Source organism: Parahoeflea alexandrii, from assembly GCF_027214025.1.
Taxonomy (GTDB): domain Bacteria; phylum Pseudomonadota; class Alphaproteobacteria; order Rhizobiales; family Rhizobiaceae; genus Hoeflea; species Hoeflea alexandrii_A.
This window is the reverse complement of record NZ_JAPWHB010000005.1, coordinates 570,701-592,215: the sequence shown is the minus strand read 5'-3', so window position 1 is coordinate 592,215 and position 21,515 is coordinate 570,701. Positions and strand designations below refer to the sequence as shown.

The 21,515-nt window shown below is 61.3% G+C and carries 21 protein-coding genes and 1 tRNA gene; 13 read left to right on the top strand and 9 right to left on the bottom strand.

Going from position 1 to position 21,515, the window contains the following annotated elements:
• Positions 1 to 74 precede the first annotated feature (74 nt).
• The 3 genes from O4H62_RS19110 to O4H62_RS19100 are packed head-to-tail and all read right to left on the bottom strand — an operon-like array spanning position 75 to position 2,435.
• A complete protein-coding gene (locus tag O4H62_RS19110; protein ID WP_269390251.1) occupies positions 75 to 962 on the bottom strand; it encodes a branched-chain amino acid ABC transporter permease in 888 nt (295 codons plus the stop codon).
• 14 nt (positions 963 to 976) lie between these two features.
• A complete protein-coding gene (locus O4H62_RS19105) occupies positions 977 to 1,687 on the bottom strand; it encodes an ABC transporter ATP-binding protein (protein WP_269390250.1) in 711 nt (236 codons plus the stop codon).
• On the bottom strand, positions 1,680 to 2,435 hold the full coding sequence (locus tag O4H62_RS19100) for an ABC transporter ATP-binding protein (protein WP_269390249.1): 756 nt from the start codon (positions 2,433 to 2,435) through the stop codon (positions 1,680 to 1,682). The genes O4H62_RS19105 and O4H62_RS19100 overlap by 8 nt, the downstream gene beginning before the upstream one ends.
• A gap of 265 nt (positions 2,436 to 2,700) precedes the next feature.
• Between O4H62_RS19100 and O4H62_RS19095 the strand changes: the two genes are divergently transcribed.
• The 12 genes from O4H62_RS19095 (at position 2,701) to O4H62_RS19040 (ending at position 15,134) form a co-directional block, all read left to right on the top strand.
• A complete protein-coding gene (locus O4H62_RS19095) occupies positions 2,701 to 3,912 on the top strand; it encodes an ABC transporter substrate-binding protein (protein WP_430538471.1) in 1,212 nt (403 codons plus the stop codon).
• Positions 3,913 to 3,986: 74 nt separating this feature from the next.
• Positions 3,987 to 4,448, top strand: coding sequence for a CoxG family protein (locus O4H62_RS19090; protein WP_269390248.1), 462 nt, complete (start codon positions 3,987 to 3,989; stop codon positions 4,446 to 4,448).
• Positions 4,445 to 5,212, top strand: a complete 768-nt coding sequence (locus O4H62_RS19085) for an enoyl-CoA hydratase-related protein (RefSeq protein WP_269390247.1) — start codon at positions 4,445 to 4,447, stop codon at positions 5,210 to 5,212. Before O4H62_RS19090 ends, O4H62_RS19085 begins: the two co-directional genes overlap by 4 nt.
• Position 5,213: 1 nt before the next feature.
• Complete coding sequence (locus O4H62_RS19080) at positions 5,214 to 6,074, top strand: FAD binding domain-containing protein (protein ID WP_269390245.1); 861 nt, start codon at positions 5,214 to 5,216, stop codon at positions 6,072 to 6,074.
• Positions 6,071 to 6,556 (top strand): (2Fe-2S)-binding protein, encoded by a 486-nt coding sequence (locus O4H62_RS19075; RefSeq protein WP_269390244.1) that lies wholly within the window; start codon positions 6,071 to 6,073, stop codon positions 6,554 to 6,556. Before O4H62_RS19080 ends, O4H62_RS19075 begins: the two co-directional genes overlap by 4 nt.
• Complete coding sequence (locus tag O4H62_RS19070) at positions 6,553 to 7,314, top strand: N-acyl homoserine lactonase family protein (protein WP_269390243.1); 762 nt, start codon at positions 6,553 to 6,555, stop codon at positions 7,312 to 7,314. The genes O4H62_RS19075 and O4H62_RS19070 overlap by 4 nt, the downstream gene beginning before the upstream one ends.
• Entirely contained in the window at positions 7,307 to 9,718 is a 2,412-nt protein-coding gene (locus O4H62_RS19065; RefSeq protein ID WP_269390242.1) for a xanthine dehydrogenase family protein molybdopterin-binding subunit, read from the top strand. The genes O4H62_RS19070 and O4H62_RS19065 overlap by 8 nt, the downstream gene beginning before the upstream one ends.
• Before the next feature lie 4 nt (positions 9,719 to 9,722).
• On the top strand, positions 9,723 to 10,478 hold the full coding sequence (locus tag O4H62_RS19060) for an SDR family NAD(P)-dependent oxidoreductase (protein WP_269390241.1): 756 nt from the start codon (positions 9,723 to 9,725) through the stop codon (positions 10,476 to 10,478).
• 25 nt (positions 10,479 to 10,503) lie between these two features.
• Positions 10,504 to 12,045, top strand: a complete 1,542-nt coding sequence (locus O4H62_RS19055; protein WP_269390240.1) for a class I adenylate-forming enzyme family protein — start codon at positions 10,504 to 10,506, stop codon at positions 12,043 to 12,045.
• A gap of 12 nt (positions 12,046 to 12,057) precedes the next feature.
• On the top strand, positions 12,058 to 13,218 hold the full coding sequence (locus O4H62_RS19050) for an iron-containing alcohol dehydrogenase (RefSeq protein WP_269390239.1): 1,161 nt from the start codon (positions 12,058 to 12,060) through the stop codon (positions 13,216 to 13,218).
• Complete coding sequence (locus O4H62_RS19045) at positions 13,218 to 13,658, top strand: acyl-CoA thioesterase (protein WP_269390237.1); 441 nt, start codon at positions 13,218 to 13,220, stop codon at positions 13,656 to 13,658. Before O4H62_RS19050 ends, O4H62_RS19045 begins: the two co-directional genes overlap by 1 nt.
• Before the next feature lie 15 nt (positions 13,659 to 13,673).
• Positions 13,674 to 15,134, top strand: coding sequence for an NAD-dependent succinate-semialdehyde dehydrogenase (locus O4H62_RS19040; protein ID WP_269390236.1), 1,461 nt, complete (start codon positions 13,674 to 13,676; stop codon positions 15,132 to 15,134).
• A 273-nt stretch (positions 15,135 to 15,407) separates the two neighbouring features.
• Here the strand turns inward: O4H62_RS19040 and O4H62_RS19035 are convergent, their stop codons facing one another.
• On the bottom strand, positions 15,408 to 16,712 hold the full coding sequence (locus O4H62_RS19035) for a site-specific integrase (RefSeq protein WP_269390234.1): 1,305 nt from the start codon (positions 16,710 to 16,712) through the stop codon (positions 15,408 to 15,410).
• A gap of 140 nt (positions 16,713 to 16,852) precedes the next feature.
• On the opposite strand from O4H62_RS19035, the gene O4H62_RS19030 reads away from it, so the two are divergent.
• Positions 16,853 to 16,936 (top strand) — tRNA-Arg (locus O4H62_RS19030).
• Positions 16,937 to 16,983: 47 nt separating this feature from the next.
• Here O4H62_RS19030 and O4H62_RS19025 read toward each other — a convergent pair.
• The 5 genes from O4H62_RS19025 to O4H62_RS19005 all read right to left on the bottom strand — a co-directional run bounded on the left by O4H62_RS19025 (position 16,984) and on the right by O4H62_RS19005 (position 21,495).
• Positions 16,984 to 17,325, bottom strand: coding sequence for a hypothetical protein (locus tag O4H62_RS19025; protein WP_269390233.1), 342 nt, complete (start codon positions 17,323 to 17,325; stop codon positions 16,984 to 16,986).
• Between the two features lie 831 nt (positions 17,326 to 18,156).
• On the bottom strand, positions 18,157 to 18,597 hold the full coding sequence (locus O4H62_RS19020; RefSeq protein WP_269390231.1) for a hypothetical protein: 441 nt from the start codon (positions 18,595 to 18,597) through the stop codon (positions 18,157 to 18,159).
• 55 nt (positions 18,598 to 18,652) lie between these two features.
• The gene (locus tag O4H62_RS19015) at positions 18,653 to 19,669 is read right to left on the bottom strand and encodes a TRAP transporter substrate-binding protein (RefSeq protein ID WP_269390230.1); all 1,017 of its coding nucleotides are present in this window, start codon (positions 19,667 to 19,669) and stop codon (positions 18,653 to 18,655) included.
• 27 nt (positions 19,670 to 19,696) lie between these two features.
• Complete coding sequence (locus tag O4H62_RS19010) at positions 19,697 to 20,989, bottom strand: TRAP transporter large permease (RefSeq protein WP_269390228.1); 1,293 nt, start codon at positions 20,987 to 20,989, stop codon at positions 19,697 to 19,699.
• On the bottom strand, positions 20,986 to 21,495 hold the full coding sequence (locus tag O4H62_RS19005) for a TRAP transporter small permease (RefSeq protein WP_269390227.1): 510 nt from the start codon (positions 21,493 to 21,495) through the stop codon (positions 20,986 to 20,988). The genes O4H62_RS19010 and O4H62_RS19005 overlap by 4 nt, the downstream gene beginning before the upstream one ends.
• Positions 21,496 to 21,515: the final 20 nt, after the last annotated feature.

Sequence of the window (21,515 nt, the reverse complement as noted above, 5' to 3'; positions counted from 1 at the left end):
CAAACGCCCCGATCCACCAGATCCATTTGTGTTTGACGGTGAATCCCGCCAGGCCTTTTATCAGCATGGACATCTCAGTTCTCCCTTCCGAACAGGCCAGCGGGACGCAGGATCAGCACGAGCACCATGACCACGAAGATCACGATAGCCGATGCAGAAGGGTAGAAAACCTTGGTCAGTCCTTCGATGACGCCGAGGCTCAAGCCCGTCAGGATGGCGCCGCCGATGGAGCCGAGCCCGCCGATCACGACGACGGCGAACACGATGACGATCAGGCTGGAGCCCATGGCGGGACTGACCTGATAGATCGGCGCCGCCAAGACGCCCGCGAACCCTGCCAGTCCGACACAGAAGCCGTAGGTCAATGTCAGCATCAGCGGCACATTGATGCCGAAGGCGGTGACCAGCGAAGGATTCTCCGTCGCCGCACGCAGCCAGGCGCCGAGCCGGGTCTTCTCCATCACCAGCCAGACCAGAAGACAGACAAGAACCGAGGCGAGGATCACCCATGCCCGGTAGACCGGCAGAACCATGAAGCCGAGCCGGAACACGCCGGTCAGAGTCTCCGGAACCGGATAGGGCTTGCCGGCTGCGCCAAACAGGTAGCGGAACAGCCCTTCCATCGCCAAGGCCAGCCCAAAGGTGAAGAGAAGGCTGTAGAGATGATCGATCCGGTAAAGGCGGCGCAGGAACAGGCGCTCCACGACAGCTCCAAACACGCCGACCACGATCGGCACCACCACCAGGGCGGCCCAGTAGTTGAGGCCGAGCTGCGTCAGGCAGAGCCAGGTGACGAATGCACCCAGCATATAGAACGCGCCGTGAGCAAAGTTGATCACGTTGAGCATGCCGAAAATGATCGCAAGACCCAGGCTGAGCATGGCATAGAACGAACCGTTGATCAGACCGAGCAGAACCTGGCCCAGCAGAACCGCGGCCGGTACGCCGAAAATATCTGGCATTATGACTCCTCCACTCAAACGCCAAGATAGGCGTTGATCTTCGCCATGTTGGATTGAAGTGCCTCGTTGCTGAATTCATCAACCACCCGCCCCTGCTCCATGACGTAGTGCCTGTCGGCATTGGCCATGGCGAAACGGATGTTCTGCTCCACCAGAATGATCGTCAGGCCCAGGGCCTTGAACTCCCCGAGCGCCCGGGAAATGTCCTCGACAATGACCGGCGCAAGACCCTCGGTCGGTTCATCAAGCAGGATGAAGTCGGCGCCGGTGCGAAGGATCCGCGCAATGGCCAGCATCTGCTGTTCGCCACCCGACAGCCGTGTCCCGATTGTCGTATCGCGCCCCTGAAGGTTCGGAAACAGCGCGTAGATCTGCTCAAGCTTCATGCCCCCAGATCGGAAGGCCGGCGGAAGAAGCAAGTTTTCCAGAACGTTGAGTGAGGAGAAAATCCCGCGCTCCTCCGGCACGAACCCAAGGCCCAGCCGGGCGACATGATGGGCAGGCATGGCCATAAGGTCCTGTCCGTCCAGCACGGCCCTGCCCTTTCGCTGCTGGACAATCCCCATCAGCGTGCGCATCATGGTTGTCTTGCCGGCGCCATTGCGACCGAGCAGCGTGACGATTTCACCCTGGTTCACGTGCAGCGAAGCGCCATGCAGGATGTGGCTTTCGCCGTACCAGCTGTGCAGGTCCTCAACCTCAAGACGACGAACTGGATCATGCATGGCCGCCACCCATATAGGCTTGCTGGACTTCACGGTTCGATGAGACCTCGGCGTACTTTCCTTCGGCAATGATCTCGCCGCGGCGAAGCACGGTGATGCGGTCGGAGATGTCGGCGACGACGGAGAGATTGTGCTCGACCATGACGATGGTGCGGTTCATGCCGACACGTCTGATGAGCCGTGAGGTGCGTTCGATATCCTCCTGGCCCATGCCTGCCATCGGCTCGTCGAGCAGGATGATTTCCGGGTTCATCGCCAGCGTGGTGGCGAGCTCCAGTGCCCGCTTGCGGCCATAGGAGAGCTCAACGGCCACCCTGTCCGCATAGGGTTCGAGTCCGACATCGGCAAGCAGCGCCGTCACGGCATCATTGTGCTGGTCGAGAACCTTGTCCGACCGCCAGAAAGCAAAGGTCTGACGGTGTTTCGACTGCAGCGCGATGCGGATGTTTTCGCGCGCGGTCAGATGGGGAAACACCGACGAAATCTGGAATGACCGCACGAGCCCCTTGCGGGCGATCCTGGCGGGGGGAACTTTGCTGATCTCTTCCCCTTTCAAGTAAATGGTTCCGCTGCTGGGCGATAGGCACCTGGTCAGCAGATTGAACAGCGTGCTCTTGCCGGCCCCGTTGGGTCCGATCAGCGCATGCAACGATCCGGCGCGAACTTTGAAGTCGACATTGCTCACGGCAACAAATCCACGAAACTCGCGCGTCAGGCCTCGTGTCTCCAGTATTGGCGGCGGCTCCATTTTCCCTCCCTGTGGCTGCGGACAGAGCGTCTCCTCGATCCCGACCCTCAGCCAAAACACTGCCCGCTTCTCAAATGGGCTTGACTCAACATTGCAGATAAAGTCTAATAGTGCAAGTCATAATATGGCGGCGAAGATCGGGAAGTTCCGAAATGATCACATTTGATGAGCCCATTTAGGCGAATTCCGCGAGATCCGCAGAGGAAGTTAGTCTACTAATGCAATTAGATAATTCTGTCTGACTGCATCAACGGGAGGAAGTGCAATGAAAATAGGCAAGGCATTCCGCGTCGGCATGGCCGCGTTTTTCGGGTCGGTGGTCGCGTCCGGCGCGCTGGCGGCGGACGACCGGGCAAAGATCGGTGTCCTCACGGACATGAGCGGTCAATTCAGCCATGAATCGGGCAAGGGCGCCGTGACTGCCGTTCAGATGGCTGTCGAGGATTTTGGGGGCACGGTGCTTGGCAAGCCGATTGAGGTCATCGTGGCTGATCATCAGAACAAGCCGGAAATAGCGGCTGCCACCGCGCAGCAGTGGTATGAAAGCGAGGGCGTGACCCTGATTTCCAACCTTATCAATTCGGGCATCGCGCTGTCCGTGGCGCAGATTGCCGCGGAGAAAAATGGCATCGCCATCGTCACCGGTTCCGGCTCGTCCCGGATTACCGGCGCTGGCTGCACGCCGAACTCGATCCATTATGCCTACGACACCTACGCGCTGGCCAACGGTACCGCAAACCAGCTTGTCGGTCAGGGCCTGAAGAAGTGGTACTTCCTGACCGCCGATTACGCTTTCGGGCATGCGCTTGAAGCCGACGCGTCAGCGATTGTCGCCAAGGCCGGCGGAGAAATCGTCGGCAAAGTGCTCTATCCCATCGAGACTTCGGATCATTCGGCCTTCATGCTGCAGGCGCAATCTTCGCCTGCCGATGTCGTCGCAATCGCCGGATCGGGAACCACATTCATCAATGCGGTCAAATCGGCCCGCGAATTCGGCCTTGCCGATTCAGGCAAGCTGACTGCCGGCCTGCTGGTCTGGCTCACCGACGTGAAGGCGCTCGGCCTTGAAGCCGCCCAGGGCATGATCCTGACCAATGGGTTCTACTGGGACCGTGACGATGACACCCGCGCTTTTGCCAATCGCTTCATGGAGCGCATGGGCGTTATGCCGCACATGGGCGACGCGGGTGATTACTCCTCGACCATGCATTACCTCAAGGCCGTCGAGGCGGCCGGGACCACCGACGCGCAGACGGTCATGGCGAAAATGCGCGAAATGCCGGTCAACGACTTCTTCGCCCAAGACGGCAAGATTCGCGAAGACGGCCGCATGGTGCACGACATGTACGTCTACCAGGTCAAGACGCCGGCCGAATCCACCGGCGAATGGGACCTCTACAAGCTCGTCAACACGATCCCCGGCGACAAGGCCTTCCGGCCGCTCGCCGAGAGCGAATGCCCGCTCGTCAAGAACTGAAGACCGCACTTCGCGGCCGGGATGGACCTCATCCGCCCGGCCGCGCCCTTTCCCTCGTCCTGAATGGCGCCATCATGAACCTCCATGACTCTGTCACCATCCCTTGCGATCGCGCCACTGTATGGGCAGCGTTGAACGACCAGGAAATCCTGCGCCAGTGCATACCCGGCTGCGAGGAACTCGCACAGACCACGCCCGTTCATATGACCGCGAAAGTCACGCTCAAGATTGGCCCGGTGAAAGCCACTTTCGCGGGCGAAGTCGAGCTCAGCGAGATGAACCCGCCCGAGAGCTATGTCATTTCCGGAGAGGGCAAGGGCGGAATCGCCGGGTTTGCCAAGGGATCGGCGCGCGTGCGTCTGGAGGCTGTCGGGCCTTCACAGACCATTCTCCACTATGATGCCAGCGCCGATGTCGGCGGCAAGATTGCCCAACTCGGAGCCCGCCTTCTCGATTCCACCGCCAAGAAGCTTGCACGCAAGTTCTTCGATGACTTCCAGGCCGCGGTCGTGAGCGCGGAAGCAGGCCGCCGATGACCGACATCCTGACAAGCATTCAAGACGGTGTCGCCACCGTCACCATCAATCGTCCGGAGCGCCGCAATTCGGTAACCCTCGCCATGTGGAAGAGTTTCGGCGACATCTTTGCCGGGCTCTCCGCGGATCGCGCGGTTCGCGCCATCATCCTGACCGGCGCCGGAGCCGACTTTTCCGCCGGCGCAGACATCCCCGAATTCGAGACGGTGCGCGGCGACGCGGACAAATCCCGCGCCTACGAAGTGGCGGTCGATTACGGCTGCGCCGGCATCGCCAATGCGTCAAAGCCGGTCATCACCGTCAATCGCGGTTACACGCTCGGGGGCGCCGCCCATCTGTCCATGTCCGCGGATTTCCGCTTTGCCCATACCGATTCGGTTTTTGGCATTCCTGCCGCCCGCCTGTCGATCGTCTACGGCGTCCAGGCGACGCGGAAGCTGCTGGCTCTGGTCGGTGTATCCAACGCGAAGCGCATTCTCTATTCCGCCGAACGCTTCGACAGCCGCAAGGCCCTGGAAATCGGATTTGTCGACGCCGTCAGTGAGGACCCGATGGCAGATGCGGTGGCCTTCGCCAAGTCGCTTTCGACAAACGCACCTTTGTCGATTGCGGGCGCCAAATACATGCTCAACGGGCTAACCCTCGGAACGTTTGATGCCGCCGAGGCTCAGCGTCTTATCGATGAGGCATCAGCAAGCCACGATTATTCCGAGGGCCGCAACGCCTTTGCGGCAAAGCGCCCACCAAAATTCGAAGGCCGTTGAGATGAAGCCATCACCCTTCGAGTATTGCCAGCCAAAAACGATCGAGGAAGCTTTCGCGGCGCTCAATCACGAAGATGCCAAGATCATTGCTGGCGGACAAAGCCTGGTTCCGATGATGAATTTCCGGCTGGTTCAGCCCGGTCGGCTGGTCGACATCAACTCGCTCCCCGGCTTGGGCGAGATCGTGCTGGATGGCGGGACAATTCGCATCGGTTCGCTGGTCCGTCATGCCGAAGCCGCGCGCCACGACCTGATGAGGAACCACCTGCCGATCATCGCCGAAGCCATGGCTCATGTTGCCCATGTCGCCATCCGCAACCGGGGCACGATCGGCGGCAGCCTTGTCCATGCCGATCCCTCGGCCGAGTGGCCGCTGCTCGTCACGCTGCTCGATGGCCAGATCGAGATTGCCGGACCTGAGGGCCTACGCCACGCCGCACCGGAGGAGTTCTTTGTCGCGCCCCTGGTCACCACCATCGAGGACGACGAGATCCTGGTTGCAGTCCGCCTGCCGATCCTGTCCCCCGGCACCGGGATGGCTTTCACCGAAATAGCTCAAAGGGCCGGAGATTTCGCGGTGGTTGCCGCGGCCGCCACGGTGCTGATGGACCGCGGCGTCATCGCGGAAGTTCGCCTGGCCCTCGGCGGCGCGGGCGACGTGCCTGTCCGGCTCTTTGAGGTCGAGGCGGCTCTGGCCGGCCAGAGACCGGAGGCCATCGACAGCATCACGCCCGGCTGTGCGGACGGGCTCGAGCCCAACGAGGACATGCACGCGACAGCCGAGTACCGGCGATCGCTCATCCCTGTCCTGGCCAGACGCGCGCTCGAGGCAGCGGTTCTGCGTGCGGGAGCAACCCGATGAACGCAAAGATTGACATTGCCCTGACCTTAAACGGCGAAGCGGTCACCGGGCGCGCCGAACCGCGGATGCTCGCCTCCGACTTCATCCGTGACGTGTTGCTGATGACCGGCACCCATGTCGGCTGCGAGCAAGGTGTCTGCGGGGCGTGCACGATCCGGTTTAACGGCGTGGTGGCCCGATCCTGCCTGCTGTTCGCAGCCCAACTCGACGGCGCCGTGGTAGAGACGGTTGAAAGCCTTGCCGCGCCGCAAGACCTCAATGACATCCAGAAGGCTTTCCGGAAGCATCATGCCCTGCAGTGCGGCTTTTGCACGCCCGGCTTCCTTATGACCGTTTCGGAGATCCTTCAGACTCTGCCGCTCTCTACTGATCATGAGATCCGCGACGCCCTGTCGGGCAATCTATGCCGCTGCACCGGCTATGAGCACATCGTGCGCGCCGTTCGCGACCTGGTTAATCAAAGAGATGGAGTTCAGGCATGAAGATGCACATCCTCGACGGTGGAAGGCTGAGAATGCGACGGCGCATCTATGTCCCGGACGCCGACAAGACCGAGATGATCGAATTGCCGGTGATTGCGGTCTTGTTCCGGCACGAGCAGGGCAACATCCTCTATGACACCGGATGCCATCCGTCAGTCTCGACCGCGGCCGAGGCGCGCTGGGGCAAGCTGGCCAGCGTGATGACGCCGATCGGCGACCATACGTCGAATGTGATAGACTCCTTGCGGGACCTGGGTCTTTCCCCCGACGATATCGACATTGTGGTCAATTCACATTTCCATCCCGACCACTGCGGCTGCAACGAATTCTTCCGCAGCGCCCGCTTCCTCTGCCACGAAGAGGAACTTGAGGCCGCCCGGGCGAGCGGCGCCGAGGCAATGGGGTATCTCGCCGGCGAATGGGACCACCCCATGCCGCTTGAGGCCGTCACCGACGGCCACGATGTGCTCGGCGATGGCAAGCTCGTGGTGGTGGCCTTGCCCGGGCACACGCCGGGTCTCATTGGCCTGCATGCACGGCTTGAGAGCACCGGCGCTGTTTTGCTTGTGTCCGACGCAGTCAGCCTGCGGCGCAACCTCGACCAGGACGAAGTCCCGAAAAATGCGTGGAACTCCGAAGCGCTGCTGGCCAGCTACGCCCGGATCAGGCTTTACGAGGCGGAAGGCGCGATGATCGTCTGCGGCCACGACGACGAACAGTGGCAGGCGCTGCGCAAGGGAGCGGACGCCTATGAATGACGCCGCCATCCCCAAGGACATAAGAAGCGCACCGGCGCCCGAGACCTCACGCCCGAAATACATCGGCGAGCGGGTCCAGCGTCTTGAGGACCCGCGCCTGCTCACCGGCACGGGTCGATATACGGCGGATATCCGCTTCGACAGGATGGTGCACCTGGCTTTTGTCCGATCCGATCAGGCCCATGCGCGGATCCTGGGGATCGACACAGACGATGCCGCAACCTTTCCCGGCGTGATTGCGGTGCTGACGGCGCAGGATTTCTCCGAGATCCCCGATCTCGTGGCGCCTTCGCGCATGAAGAACTATCATCCTACTCATTGCCCGGTGCTGGCACGCGACACCGTGCGCTATGTCGGTGAACCGGTCGCTGTCGTGGTGGCATCCGACCGATATCTCGCCGAAGACGCGGCCAATGCCGTTGTTGTCGATTACGAGCCGCTCGGGGCCAGCTCCGACCCTGCAGCCGCGCTGCTCGGCGACGCTGTGTTGTTGCATGACGAGGTGCCCGGCAACCTCGTTCTTGAACGCAGCTTCGCTACCGGCGACGCCGGCTCGGCCATAGCTGGCGCGGCCCATGTGGTCGAGGGCAGGTTCCGCCTGCGCCGGAAGTCGCCGATGGCGATGGAGCCCCGCGCCTATGTGGCTGACTATGACCGCGGCCGGGATGCGCTGACGCTCTACGGGGCCACCCAGATCCCCGGCGTGGTCCGGGACGAACTGGCGAAGCTTCTCGACATCGCCGGCAACCGCATTCGCGTGATCGCGCCCGATGTCGGCGGCGGATTTGGCGGCAAGGGATCCTTGTATCCCGAAGAAATCATTGTTGCCGCCCTCGCGCGGCGCCTGGCCAGACCCGTCAAGTATGTCAGCGACCGGCTGGAGGATCTGACCTCCACCAGCCAGGGCTTCGATGAATATGTCGAAGCCAGGCTCGCTTTCGACGATGACGGTATGTTCATCGCGCTGGAGGCGGAGGTGATCGGCGACATCGGCGCCTACTCCATCTACCCCTGGACGGCGGCTCTGGAACCGGTGCAAGTCGCAAGCTTCCTGCCCGGCCCCTACAAGACGCCACATTACCGGGGAAGGGTGCGTGGAGTCTGCACGCCCAAGCCGCCGACAGGACCTTATCGTGGCGTGGGTCGGCCCATGGCGGTGTTCGCGCTAGAGCGCCTTGTCGACATGGCGGCGCAGAAGCTCGACATGGACCGGGCCGAAATCCGCCGTCGCAACATGGTGCAACCCGACGAGTTTCCCCACCGGATCGGGTCCGGCATCATCTGGAACCACTCCGGTTTCACCGAGTGCCTGGACGCCGCGGTGAAGGCCGTGGATTACGCGGGATTCAAGGCGCGCCAGATCGCTGCGCGTGAGCAAGGCCGCTGGATTGGCCTGGGAATAGGCTCCTATGCGGAACTGACCGGGATCGGCTCCCGCATTGCTGTCGCGCCGGGCATGCCGATCAACACCGGCAACGAAACCGCCACCGTCCGCATCGACGCCACCGGCGCGGTAATCGCCACCTTCGCCACGGCTTCGCACGGACAGAGCCTGGAAACGACCCTGGCGCAGATCGTTGCGGAAGAGCTCGGCGTGCGTCCGCAGGACGTGCAGATCGTTCAGGGCGACACCGGCATGACCGCGCATGGGACCGGCACCTATGCCAGTCGCAGCGCGGTGATCGGCGGCGGCGCCGCGATCATCACCACCCGCGCCCTGTTGAAAAAGGTCAAACGGGTGGCCGGCCGGCTGTTCGACGTCGACCCTGACCGAGTGGAAACCGGCGACGGCGAGATCTACGTGCCAGGCACCAACCATCGCATCGGATTCGACGAGCTGGCGCGTGCGGTCTATTCCGACATGGCGACCCTGCCGCTGGCCGCCCGAGAGACCCTCGAATCTCAGGAAAATTATGATCCTGTTCTGGGAACGACTACCTCATCGACGCATATCGCCGAAGTTGAGATCGATCCGGAAACATTGTCGATCCGTCTCACCCGCTTCGTCGTCGCGGAAGACTGCGGCAGGATGATCAACCCGCAGGTGGTGGACGGCCAGGTCCATGGCGGCGTCGTCCAGGGTATCGGCGTGGCGTTGCTGGAGGAGCTGGAATTCGACGCAACCGGGCAGTTGCTCTCGGCCAGCCTTGCCGATTACCTGATCCCCACCTCGGCGGAATCACCCCATATCGAGGTCATTCATCTCGAAACCGTGCTCCCGGACAATCCGGGCGGTTTTCGTGGCATGGGCGAAGGCGGCACCATCGGCGCGCCGGCGGCCATTGCCAATGCTGTCGCCGACGCACTGGCGCATCTTGGCATCGGGATATCGGAGTTGCCGATCACACCCAGCAAGCTTCATCGGCTCATCGCCGCCAAAAATCTTACCAAGGATAGGGAATAACACCATGGAATTCGGACTCAAGGACAAGGTCGCCCTCGTTACCGGCGGTGGACGCGACACCGGCGCCCACATCGCCAAGGCGCTGGCTGCCGAAGGCGCTGCCGTTGCCGTCAATTATCGCAATTCCGCGGACGAGGCCGCCAGGCTGGTGGACGAGATCCTGGCAAGCGGCGGCAAGGCCAAAGCCTACAAGGCTGACATTGGCGACTACGAAGAGGTCAAGCGGATGGTCTCCGACCTGGTCGCGGATTTCGGACGGATCGACATTCTCGTCAACAACGCAGGCTATGTGAAATACCAGCGTTTCGTCGAAAGCGGTCCCGCCGACTGGAAGGCCCAGATTGATACCTGTCTTTATGGCGCTCTGCACTGCTGCCACGCGGTCGCTCCCTACATGATCGAACAGAACGGCGGTCGCATCATTAGCCTCATCGGCGACAGCTCCCGCATCGGGGAAGCCAATCTGGCATTGGCCGCCGCTGCACGGGCGGGCACCGTGGCTCTCGGCAAGTCGCTGGCACGCGAACTGGGCCGCTCGAATGTCTGCGTCAACGCCGTCTCTCTCGGCTTGGTGCAGACGGCCCACTCGGACGCGGATTTCCTCGCCAAGAACATGGAGAAGATCGTCAAGGCCTATCCGCTGCGCCGGATCGGCACGCCTGACGACATCGCGCCTCTGGTGACATTCCTGGCCTCCGACCAAGCGTCTTGGATCACTGGCCAGGTAATCAGCGCCAATGGCGGCTTCAGCATGGTCTGAGCCAACGCTCAGGGAGGGGGAAAACATGATCCGGACCGATCTCATCGCACCACTGGCCGAATTGCTGCAACGCCAGGCCGGGGCCTTCGGCGCCAAGACGGCGTTCGAGGATGCCGCACGAAGCATCAACTACAGCCACTTGAATGACGAGGTCGCAGCGCTGGCCACGCATTTCCGCGACCGCGGGATTGAGCCGGGCGGCACGGTCGGCATCTGGCTGCCGAACTCGGTCGACTGGGTGGTGGCGACGCTGGCCGCCATCCGCGCGGGCGCGATCGCCGTGCCGATCGCCCATGATGCCAAGCAGACTGAAATGGCCTACCGCGTTCGCGATGCAGCCATCGGCCTGATCGTCACCAGGGTCGTCAACAGCAAGTCGCTCGAGGCACTCGGGGATGAATGTCCGGATACCATAATCTACACAGACGGAGGCGATGACCCCGCGAGCTTCGCCACGCTGTGCGCCAGTCCGGCCAAGGGAATTGAACTCCCGGAGGACGACATCGACGCGGTGTCGATGATCGTCTACACCTCTGGAACGACCGGACAGCCAAAGGGCGTCATGCTGACGACCAGGTCCATGCTCTGGGTCAATGCGGCCTGCTGGGCGCCGATATTTGGCCTGGGTCCGGACGACGTGGTGCTCTCGCCGCTTCCGCTGTTCCATTCCTATGCCCTGAATTTCTGCGTGCTCTCGATCGTCGCCAACGGGGCGACCGAATATGTCATGGAGCGGTTCTCGACCCAGGAGGCCCTGGCTCTTCTGGGCACCAACCGGTTCACCAAGATGCCGGGGGTGCCGACCATGTTCCACTACCTGATGCTGGCGGCCAAGGAGGCCGGGATCAACCCGTTTGAATCGGTCGATCGCTGCGTGTCAGCCGGCGCCATCCTGCCCGCCGCGCTCAACAAGCAGTTCGAAGACTATTTCGGCGTCGAGCTGCTGGACGGCTACGGCATCACCGAAACCTCGACCATGGTGACCATGAACTGGCCCGGCCAAGGCCGCATCCCGGGCTCCTGCGGACTGCCCTTGCCCGGCCTTGCCGTCCGTATCGTCGATCCGGGCAGCGGCAAGGACGTGGCCCAGGGCGGCGAAGGCGAACTGATTGTCCGAGGTCCCAATGTCATGCGGGGGTACCACGCCAAGCCCGAGGCGACCGAGGCGGCGCTCAGGGACGGCTGGTACCACACAGGCGACCTCGCACGCGCCAATCCCAGCGGTTTCCTCACCATTACCGGTCGGCTCAAGGAGTTGATCATCCGCGGCGGCCAGAATATCTCGCCTGCGGAAGTCGAGGAGACGGTTCAGAAAATGGAGGGCGTCATTGACTGCGCCATAGTGGGCGTCGCCCATGAGACCCTGGGCGAGGTGCCCGTGGCCTTCATCGTTGCGCGGGAAGCAATGCCTGAAATGCAGCAGGTAAAGGACTTCTGTCTGCAAACCCTGTCCTCCTACAAGCTGCCGCATGATCTCGTCCCTATCGAGTCGATACCGCGGACGGGATCGGGCAAGGTTCTGCGCTATCGTCTTCGCGAAATCTACGAACTCAATCACAAGAACTAACGGGCGAGGCTGATGTATCCTTTCATTTTCAACACGACCAAATCCATTGTCTTCCGGTCTGGTGCCGCGGCCGAACTCGCCGCGAGCAGTGCCGGCCTGATCGGCAGGCGCTGCCTTTTCATCACCGATCCGGGCCTGCGCAAGATCGGACTGAGCGATGCGCCGATCGCTTCCCTGGAGACCGCGGGGATCCAGGTCACGGTGTTTGACACTGTGGAGGCAGACCCCGGCCTGGCAACCCTGCTGGCTGCCGTGGAAGCGGGGCGCGAGGCGGAGGTCACCGGCGTTGTCGGCTTTGGCGGCGGATCCTCTCTCGATGTCGCCAAGCTCGCCGCCCTGTTGCTGGGCTCCGGCGAGGATCTCGATCAGGCATGGGGGGTCGGCAACGCCAAAGGGCCACGGCTGCCGCTCTTGCTGATTCCCACGACGGCCGGCACTGGCTCGGAAGCCACCCCGGTGTCGATCATCACGGTCGGGGACGAGGAAAAGCGTGGTGTCTCCTCGCCTGTTATTCTCCCCGATATCGCCATTCTCGATCCGGACCTGACGCTCGGTCTGCCCGCCGACATCACCGCGGCGACCGGCGTCGACGCCATGGTGCACGCCATTGAGGCCTATGCTTCGAAAAACGCCAACAACAATCCGCTGTCGAGATTGCTGGCGCGCGAGGCGCTTCGACTGATTGGCGCCAACATCGAGGCCGCGGTGTTTGACGACCGCAATGTCGAGGCGCGCGGCTCAATGTTGCTCGGCTCCATGCTCGCCGGGCAGGCCTTCGCCAATTCGCCCGTGGCAGCCGTTCACGCGTTGGCCTATCCGATCGGTGGCACCTTCCACGTGCCGCACGGTCTGTCAAACGCACTGGTGCTGCCGCATGTGCTGCGCTTCAACGCGCCAAACGCCGGCGCGGTCTATGCTGAGATTGCGCACGACGCCTTCCCCCATCTTCCAAGGGACGCCGGAAGCCAGGCCATCTGCTCGGCCTTCATCGATGAACTCGCCGGCCTTGCCGTCAGGCTGGGCATGAAGACACGGCTGCGCGATGTCGGCATTCCCGAAACCGCGCTCGCCAAGATGGCCTCCGACGCAATGGTGCAGCAGCGTCTGCTGGTCAACAATCCGCGCGAGGTCACCGAATCTGATGCGCTGGCAATTTACAGGGCGGCCTGGTGATGGCCGAGCGACAGGGCCCGTCGACGCGCAGCGATTACGCCGATTTCTATGTCATCCAGACCCGCTGGATGGACAATGATGTCTATGGCCACATGAACAATGTGGTGCATTACTCGCTGTTCGACACGGCCGTGAACGGCTGGCTGATCGAAAAAGGCCTGCTCGATCCGCGCATAAGCGAAACGTTCGGCCTGGTGGTCGAAACCGGCTGCCGCTATTTCGCGGAGATGGCGTTCCCCGACCTGGTCACGGCCGGCATCAGGGTCACCAGGATCGGAACGAGCTCCGTCCGCTACGAGGTTGGCCTATTTGCCAATGAGGCCGAGAGCGCCGCCGCCGAGGGCTTTTTTGTCCATGTCTATGTCGACGCCAAGACCCGGCGTCCGGTGCCGATCGACGCCATCCGCAGCGTCGCACTGCGGACGCTCCAAATCCGCTGATCCGAAGGATTGCCCATGTCTCTTAAAAATCTCAGGAATCCCGCACTGTTTCGCCAGGTCTGTTTTGTCGGCGGCGAATGGAAAGCGGCTGCGAGCGGCAGGACGATTCCGGTTTCCAATCCCGCCACGGGCCAGTGCGTCGCCAACGTGCCGGCATTCTCTGCGGCCGAAGTCGGTGATGCCGTGACAATCGCGCATCGGGCCCAGAAGGACTGGTCCGCGCGGACCGGCAAGGAGCGGGCCGCGATATTGAGGCGCTGGTTCGAACTCATCCGCGACAATCGCGAGGATCTCGGCGCCATTCTCACCTCCGAGCAGGGCAAGCCTCTTTCCGAGGCGATCGGCGAAATCGACTACGCGGCCGCCTATATCGAATGGTTCGGCGAGGAGGCCAAGCGCATCTACGGGGACACCATCCCAGGCCATCAGCGGGACAAGCGCATTGTCATACTCAAGCAGCCGATCGGGGTGTGCGCGGCCATCACGCCGTGGAACTTCCCGGCGGCCATGATCACCCGCAAGGCCGGTCCGGCATTGGCAAGCGGATGCACCATGATCATCAAGCCGGCCAGCCAGACGCCGCTGACGGCGCTGGCGCTGTGCGTATTGGCGGAAGCCGCGGGCGTGCCCGCGGGCGTCCTGTCCTGCGTCACCGGCTCGTCTTCGGAAATCGGTCCGGAGCTCACCTCCAACCCGATGATCCGCAAGGTGTCCTTCACCGGCTCCACCGAAGTCGGCAAGGAACTCGTCCGCCAGTGCGCGGGGACGATGAAACGCACATCCATGGAGTTGGGCGGCAATGCGCCCTTCATCGTTTTTGACGACGCCGATCTCGACGCGGCCGTCGAGGGGGCGATCGCGTCAAAATACCGCAATGCCGGCCAGACCTGCGTATGCGCGAACCGTCTGTTCGCGCAGGATAAAATCCATGACGCATTCGTCGAGAAATTGTCCGCGCGCGTCCGGCAGCTGCAGGTTTCCGATGGATTCGGTGACGGCGCCCAGATCGGGCCTCTGATCGATCAGCCTGCGGTGGATAAGGTCAATGTCCTGCTCGAAGATGCCATCGTGAAGGGCGCGCGGATCACCACCGGGGGCAAGTCGCACGCGCTTGGCGGGTCCTTCTATGAACCCACCATCGTCGTTGGCGTGACGCCCGCCATGGATATCTTTCACGAGGAAATATTCGGCCCGGTGGCCCCGATCATTCGCTTCGCCAGCGAGACCGAGGTTCTGGAGATGGCCAACGATACGCCTTTCGGCCTTGCAGCCTATTTCTTCGGCCGCGACATGAACCGGATCTGGCGGACAGCGGAAGCGCTCGATTTCGGCATTGTCGGCGCAAACACCGGCATGATCTCCACCGAAATCGCACCCTTTGGCGGCATGAAACAGAGCGGCCATGGCCGGGAAGGATCGTATCACGGCATCGAGGACTATCTTGAAACCAAGTATTTCTGCCTAAGCATAGCCTAGTGCGATCATCACGGATTGCGTTTTTTCGGTAGGGTCAAGATCGGTGCCGATCTAGACCCGACCCATCTTCTAGATTATTAATTGTATTCAATGGCTTGATATCTTCCGGCGCAGGGGTTAAACTTTGGTGCTGATCACACGGAGTGACGCGAACTGACAAATATCGCTACTATTGAATTTGAATCCAACGCGCCCATTACACCCTGCCGCACCACAGACACTAACGTCGGTTCGCGCCGAACAGATAAGTCCTTGCATGGAAAATGTTGTTGGCTAGGCCGCCTCGCGCGGGGAATTTCGTTGACTTTCGCCTTCGGCCCGCGCTCGCTTCGACGAACCGCCCTCAGCGACGTCCTCAAACATCTTCTCAGCGATGGTCTCAGACACACGGTCCGTCGCGGCGGCCAACACTTCATCAAGGTGATGAATGTAGCGGCTCGTGACTGAGCCAGCCGAATGACCAAGCATTGCGCCGATCGTAGGCTCGGAGTAGCCGAGATCTCCAGCCACGGAAGCGAACGAATGCCGAAGCGTGTGCGGAGTGACACCGACAAGGCCTGCGCGCCTGGCGATCCTCTGCCATGCCTTTGGCAGACCCCCAAACGACTCGGCTTTGCGTGCTCCCGCCAAGACGAAGGCCGCATCACTCGACGGCTCGCCGAGAACCTCCAGAACGACCTTTCCAACGGGGCGGACCGAAGCACCTTCCTTGCTGTCCGCAAGGCGGAAACACTGCGCCGCGCTATCCACCTCGCTCCATCGTAGCCGCGCAATCTCTCCCAATCGGCACCCCGTCAGTGCCAACAGCTTCACCGCAAGGATCGCTTGATCGGTCTCGTCTCCAGCAAGTTCCTCGATCGCCTGGCCGAGGCGGCGATACTCTTCACGATTGAGTCGCCGCGTCCGGCGCTGATCGGCCGGACGCCGGACGCCCTGCGCAGGATTTCTCTCGATTATTCCTTCGGACACCGCATGCGAGAGAATGCCGCCGAGAAGGCCTGCCGTGCGTGCCGCTGTGCCCAGCCCTCCTTTCACGATGGACTTTCCGCGCTTGTTTGCGGTCTTGGCGGTGATTGCCGTCTTTCCCGCCGCTACGTCGCGGATAAACTTGCTCACGTCAGCCGATTTGATGTCTTTGACTAACTTAGAGCCAAGCAATGGTACGATGTGCCGATAGACCCGACCCTTGTCTGTGTATAGCGTGCTCCCCTTCTTCGGTCGATCGCCCTTTCCAAGGATGAGGCCCTTGTCAGCCAACTCCAAGTATTGTTCGCACAGTTCCTTCATCGTGATCGATCCTCTGCGCGACCTGCGCTCGGCTGCAGGATCGACGCCCCGAACCGCCTCTCCAAGGGTTGCGATCGCAAGTTTGCGCGCCTGCTCTGTTGTGACAGTGCCGTGCCGTCCGATCGTCATGCGACGCCGGACGCCCGCTGAATTTCGATAGTCGACGAAGTAAGTCCGTACGCCGCTCGCCTGCACGAACAGGCCGAAGCCCTTAAGGTCACTGCACCAGATTGTGTACTGCTTTTCGCGCGGCGCGGCCGCGTCGACTACAGACTTTGTCAGTTTTGCCATCTGCGTCCCTCCCGATTGACGATTAGGAAAACTCACCAGAAACTCACCAAATTAACCCGTGTGATGGCGAAGCGTGGCGAACAACATTGTTATCGCCATACCAGAAATGTCAACATATTCATACAATTATAGAGATAATGGCGCCGGTGGCGGGGAAAAGGCGGAGTATGCGACTTGCCCTCCGAAGGCAGAGGTCACAGGTTCGAATCCTGTCGGGTGCGCCACTACATAACCTAGCAAACACAATGGGTTATGCGCGGACGAACAAGCCCTAGAACAACCCTGTTTTGTCACCGGTCCCAATCTGGTCACACTGACAGGAGTTCCCGACGTGGCATCCCTTAGAAAACGCAATGACAAGTGGCAGGCACAAGTACAACGTACCGGCCAGCGGGATGTTCTCGGTGTCGTGCAATTCGCTGTCTGATTCCGGCCTGCCCTTGCCGTCACGGCAAATCGCGGCTTTCGGATCGCGCTCGCCCAGCGCGGCAAAGACTGCCGTCTTGATCGGCGCAGCTAGCTTCAACCCGGCGCGCTTGCCGGCGCAAGACACGTCCGCATCAAACGCCTCGCGGTCCATGCAGCGACCCTTGGCTTCCAGAGTTGAATGCAAGTCGCGAATGGCATCCTGTTCGGCGCGTCCAGCCGCTTCCTCCGCCTCGACCGCTTTCGCATCCTCGCGCTTCTTGGAGATGGCCAGATTAGCGAAAGCGGACTCATCGTCCAGCAGGACGACGCGCGCCGGCGTCGCTTCTAAATTGCGAACCCCTGTACATTAACCAACATCTGCAGATCGTCGGCTTTTAGGATGCAGCCAAAATCGATCCCGTGGCCACCATGAGGTCGCAAACAGCTCTTCGGTGGCGAAGGGTTGTTTGACGTCCAGTCGTGAACTTAGAGGGCTATAGCGTAGACATAATTCTCATCTTCTCCCGGCGCGGCGCTCCATTCTTCTGCCACTTCAGAGCAAAACTGCGAGCGCGCGCCGTCCTTGTAGGCCCACGAATCGGTGATTTCTCCCGAAAATGACACCGGCGTTGCGTCGGGTCACACTCGATAATGCAGAGGTGCATCGAACCCATGAGCGGATCATTCAGCGTTCACACCATTACGGTGCTGCCCCGCACGACAGGTGGGGCTTCAAGTGCAAGTTTTCTCGGCAATAGGATCGAGAATACTTGATGAAGACGGGCAGGATTAGCGAACCGCAAATCCTGGCGATGCTGGCACCGTGCAGAAGGCGGCGTCCCCGAGCCTGGGTTTGCCGGGACTGAGATGGTAACTGTCCGTTTTGACGGGTGGAAACCACCCGTCAAAACGAGGAAACCTTGCTGCTGAATTCAATTGACAGATCATCAAACACATACCGGACTGCTGAGCCCGGCGGGAAGCTTTCCAACAGCAATCCAATCGAAAAACGATCGAATGGATACCCGCCGGAAGTTCAGGCGTTGGGCAAGCCGCGCTCAGCGAGGCCCCGGATCAGATACATTTCCGCTTCATGCACGGTTCCAATCTGTGACCAGCTATCGTCGTCCTGCGACGCCAAACGCCATGTTATCAAACTGACGATGCATTCCTCGTCGCTCAAGCCGACCACGGGTCCTGGCAGAACGCGCGACATGTTCCGGAACTGCATGTTTGCTTCCGACTTGCCGACCTCGTAGTCGACGGTCAGGCGCTCGACATCGCTGTTCAGGCGCACGAAGGTCTGCTGTCCGTCAAAGACGGACGTTCCGACAAACAGGCCCTTGCTGACTTCCTCGCGCTGAAAGCTGCCCCAGGCCCAGTGCCCCTGCTTTATCCCATCGGACATCAGGTCAAAGACTGCTGCAGCGGATCGTTTCACCCTGATGCTGCTCGTGTGGCAATGTTGGTCGATCATCAAATGTCCTTTTCAAGTGAGTGAAGGCAAGGCTCAACGCCTTGCCTTGTTTGGTTTATTCCGCCGAAAGCTCTTCAATTTGTGCGTGGTAGAACGCCAGGGCGGCTTCGCCGTCGATGCCGCGATCATTGGCGGCAGCGACCCAATCGGTGCGCAGGAAGGACAAATCCTGCTTCAGGGAGTCAAGCGCCTCGCCGCCCACTTCGGTGACGGTCACACCCGCCTCGGCCAGTGTCACGTCGCCTTCCTTTGCCTTGGCGTCCCAGACCTCGGCAAAGGCGCGCGACATCGCCTCGCCGGAAAGCGCATCAATCTTGGCCTGATCTTCGGCCGAGATCTTGTCCCACATGGCAGGATTCATGATCAGCATCTGGCTGGAATGGACAAATCCGCCGGGCACGGAGATCTGCGACTTCACGAAATCCACAAGACGGAAGGCAACGACGGAGTCGCTTTGGAAGAAGGTGCCGTCCACGGTTCCGCGCGACATCATTTCGTAGATCTCGGAGCTCGCCGCCGTGATGGAGGTAAGATCGAGCGTGCGCGCAACCGCCTCCAGCGTCGGACTCGTCACCCGGATTTTCTTGCCCGCGACTTCGTCCAGCCTGGTGACCTCACCGGCCAGGAACAGCTGCGACGGCGTCGTCGTCCAGATCGAAAGCAGCTTGACGCCGCGGTGCTCGTCCTCGCCCATCATGAACTTCTGATAGGTGCGCCAGAACGCCACCGAATTCGACACCGCGTCATCCGACGTGAAGGGCAGTTCGCCAATCTCGGTCAGCTTGAAACGGGCGGGCGTGTAGCCATGCGGCATGAAGGCCAGATCCGCGACACCGGTCGCGACAAGGTCCAGGTGGGCGGCCGGGGCCCCGAGCGCGGGCTGGATCTGGAAGGTGACGCGGCCCTCGGTCGCCTCGGCGACCTTGTCCATCCAGGGCTGGATCATCTCGGTGACGATGTAATGGGTTGGCGGCAACCAGTTGGAAAACCGCAGAGTGACGTTTTCAGCCAGGGCCGCACCGGTTGTCATGCCCATCGCAACGAGGGTCGTCGCCAGAAAAGAAAGCCTCATATCAGTGTCCTTTGCTTTGTTGAAGGGTCAGAAGAATAGTCTCGGCAGAAGGGTCGCAATTCCCGGGATGAAGATCACCAGCGCCAGACGCACCACGTCGGCGGCGACGAAAGGCAGGACACCGCGAAAGATGGTCGACAGCTTGATGTCTGGAAAAGCGGAATGCAGGACAAAGATGTTCAGGCCCACAGGCGGGGTGATCAGGCTGATTTCCACCAGAATGACAATGAAGATCCCGAACCAGACCAGGTCGAAGCCAAGGCCGGCAACCACCGGATAAAACACCGGCACGGTCAGCAGGATCATCGACAGGCTCTCCAGAAAACAGCCGAGCACGAGATAGACCATGACGAGCGCCAGGATCACGGTCATCGGCGAAGGCCGGTATTCCGCCAGGAAGGCGTTGATGGCCTGAGGGAACCCTGCAACGTTGATGAAGTTCGTGAAAGTGATCGCCCCGATCACGAGAATGAACATCATCGACGTTGTGAGCACGGTGTCGACGAGGGCTTCGTTAAATATCTTCCAGGTCAGGTTTCCGGACAGCAACGCCATGAGGAACGCCCCGACCGCGCCGATCCCCGCCGCTTCGGTGGGCGTGAAAACTCCGCCATAGATCCCACCCATGATGACAAGAAAGAGGATGGCGACGCCCGCAATCCCCTTGAGCGCCGAGATGCGGTGGCTCCAATTGCTGCGGGGTCCTGAAGGAGCCTTGCGCGGGGCGAAATGGGCCACGACCATGACAGCGGCACTGTAGAGAATGATCCCCAGGATGCCGGGCAGAATGCCGGCGGCGAACAGGGCTCCGATATTCTGCTCGGTGAGAATGCCGTAGACGACCAGAAGAACGCTGGGCGGGATCAGGATGCCAAGCGTGCCGCCGGCGGCCACCGCCCCCGCCGCGATCCCGGCGTCGTAGCCGTAGCTGCGCATGGTCGGGATCACGACGCGCCCCATCGTGGCTGCCGTCGCCATGCTGGACCCGCAGACGGCTGAGAACCCGCCACAGGCCATCACCGAAGCCACGGCCAGGCCGCCCTTCACATGTCCGACCCAGGCGTTGGCAGCCTCGAACAGCTTTTGCGAAAGCCCCGCCTGCGAGACAAGATGGCCCATCAGGATGAACAGCGGCAGAACCGACAGGTTGTAATTGACCACGGTGTCATAGGAAGTTTGCCCCAGCATATGCATTGCCGGCCAAAAACCGATGAGCCAGGCAAATCCGGCGACGCCGACAACGCCCATGCCGATCCCGATCGGCAACCCCAAAAACAGGAACAGAAACAGCAGCAAAAGGGCAATCAGGGTTGCGGTCATTCCGGTGCGTCCTTTTTTTCGGTCAGAAGGTCCTGGGGATCGAGGCCCAGCCGGACCACGCGAAACACCCCCGCCACCGCAGCACACACCGCCATGAAGAACGCGACCGGCGCATAGGGAATGCCGGTAAACATGGCATAATCGCCGTAGTCGGACATGCGCTTGCCATGCTCGAACAATCGCCAGGCGAGAATGCAGAACGCAGCGGATATCAACACCGCCATCATCACCCGCAGCACCGCCTGAATGCGCGGGGGTAGAAACCCCGCCAGCGACACCGCCACATGCGCACCGCGGGCCGTGACCTCCGGAAGGGCTGTGAAAATCAACAGCGCCATTCCCATGCCGATCAACTCGAACGCGCCTTGTAGCGGCGCGTTGAAAAGATAGCGGCCGGTGACATCCAAAAAGGTGATGACGGCCATTGCGAGCAGGATGAGCACGGAGAGCAGCAGGAGTGTCCGCTCGACAAAAGACATTATTTTCAACAGATGCATGCTGAACATCTCCCCTTCCTGTCTTCCCG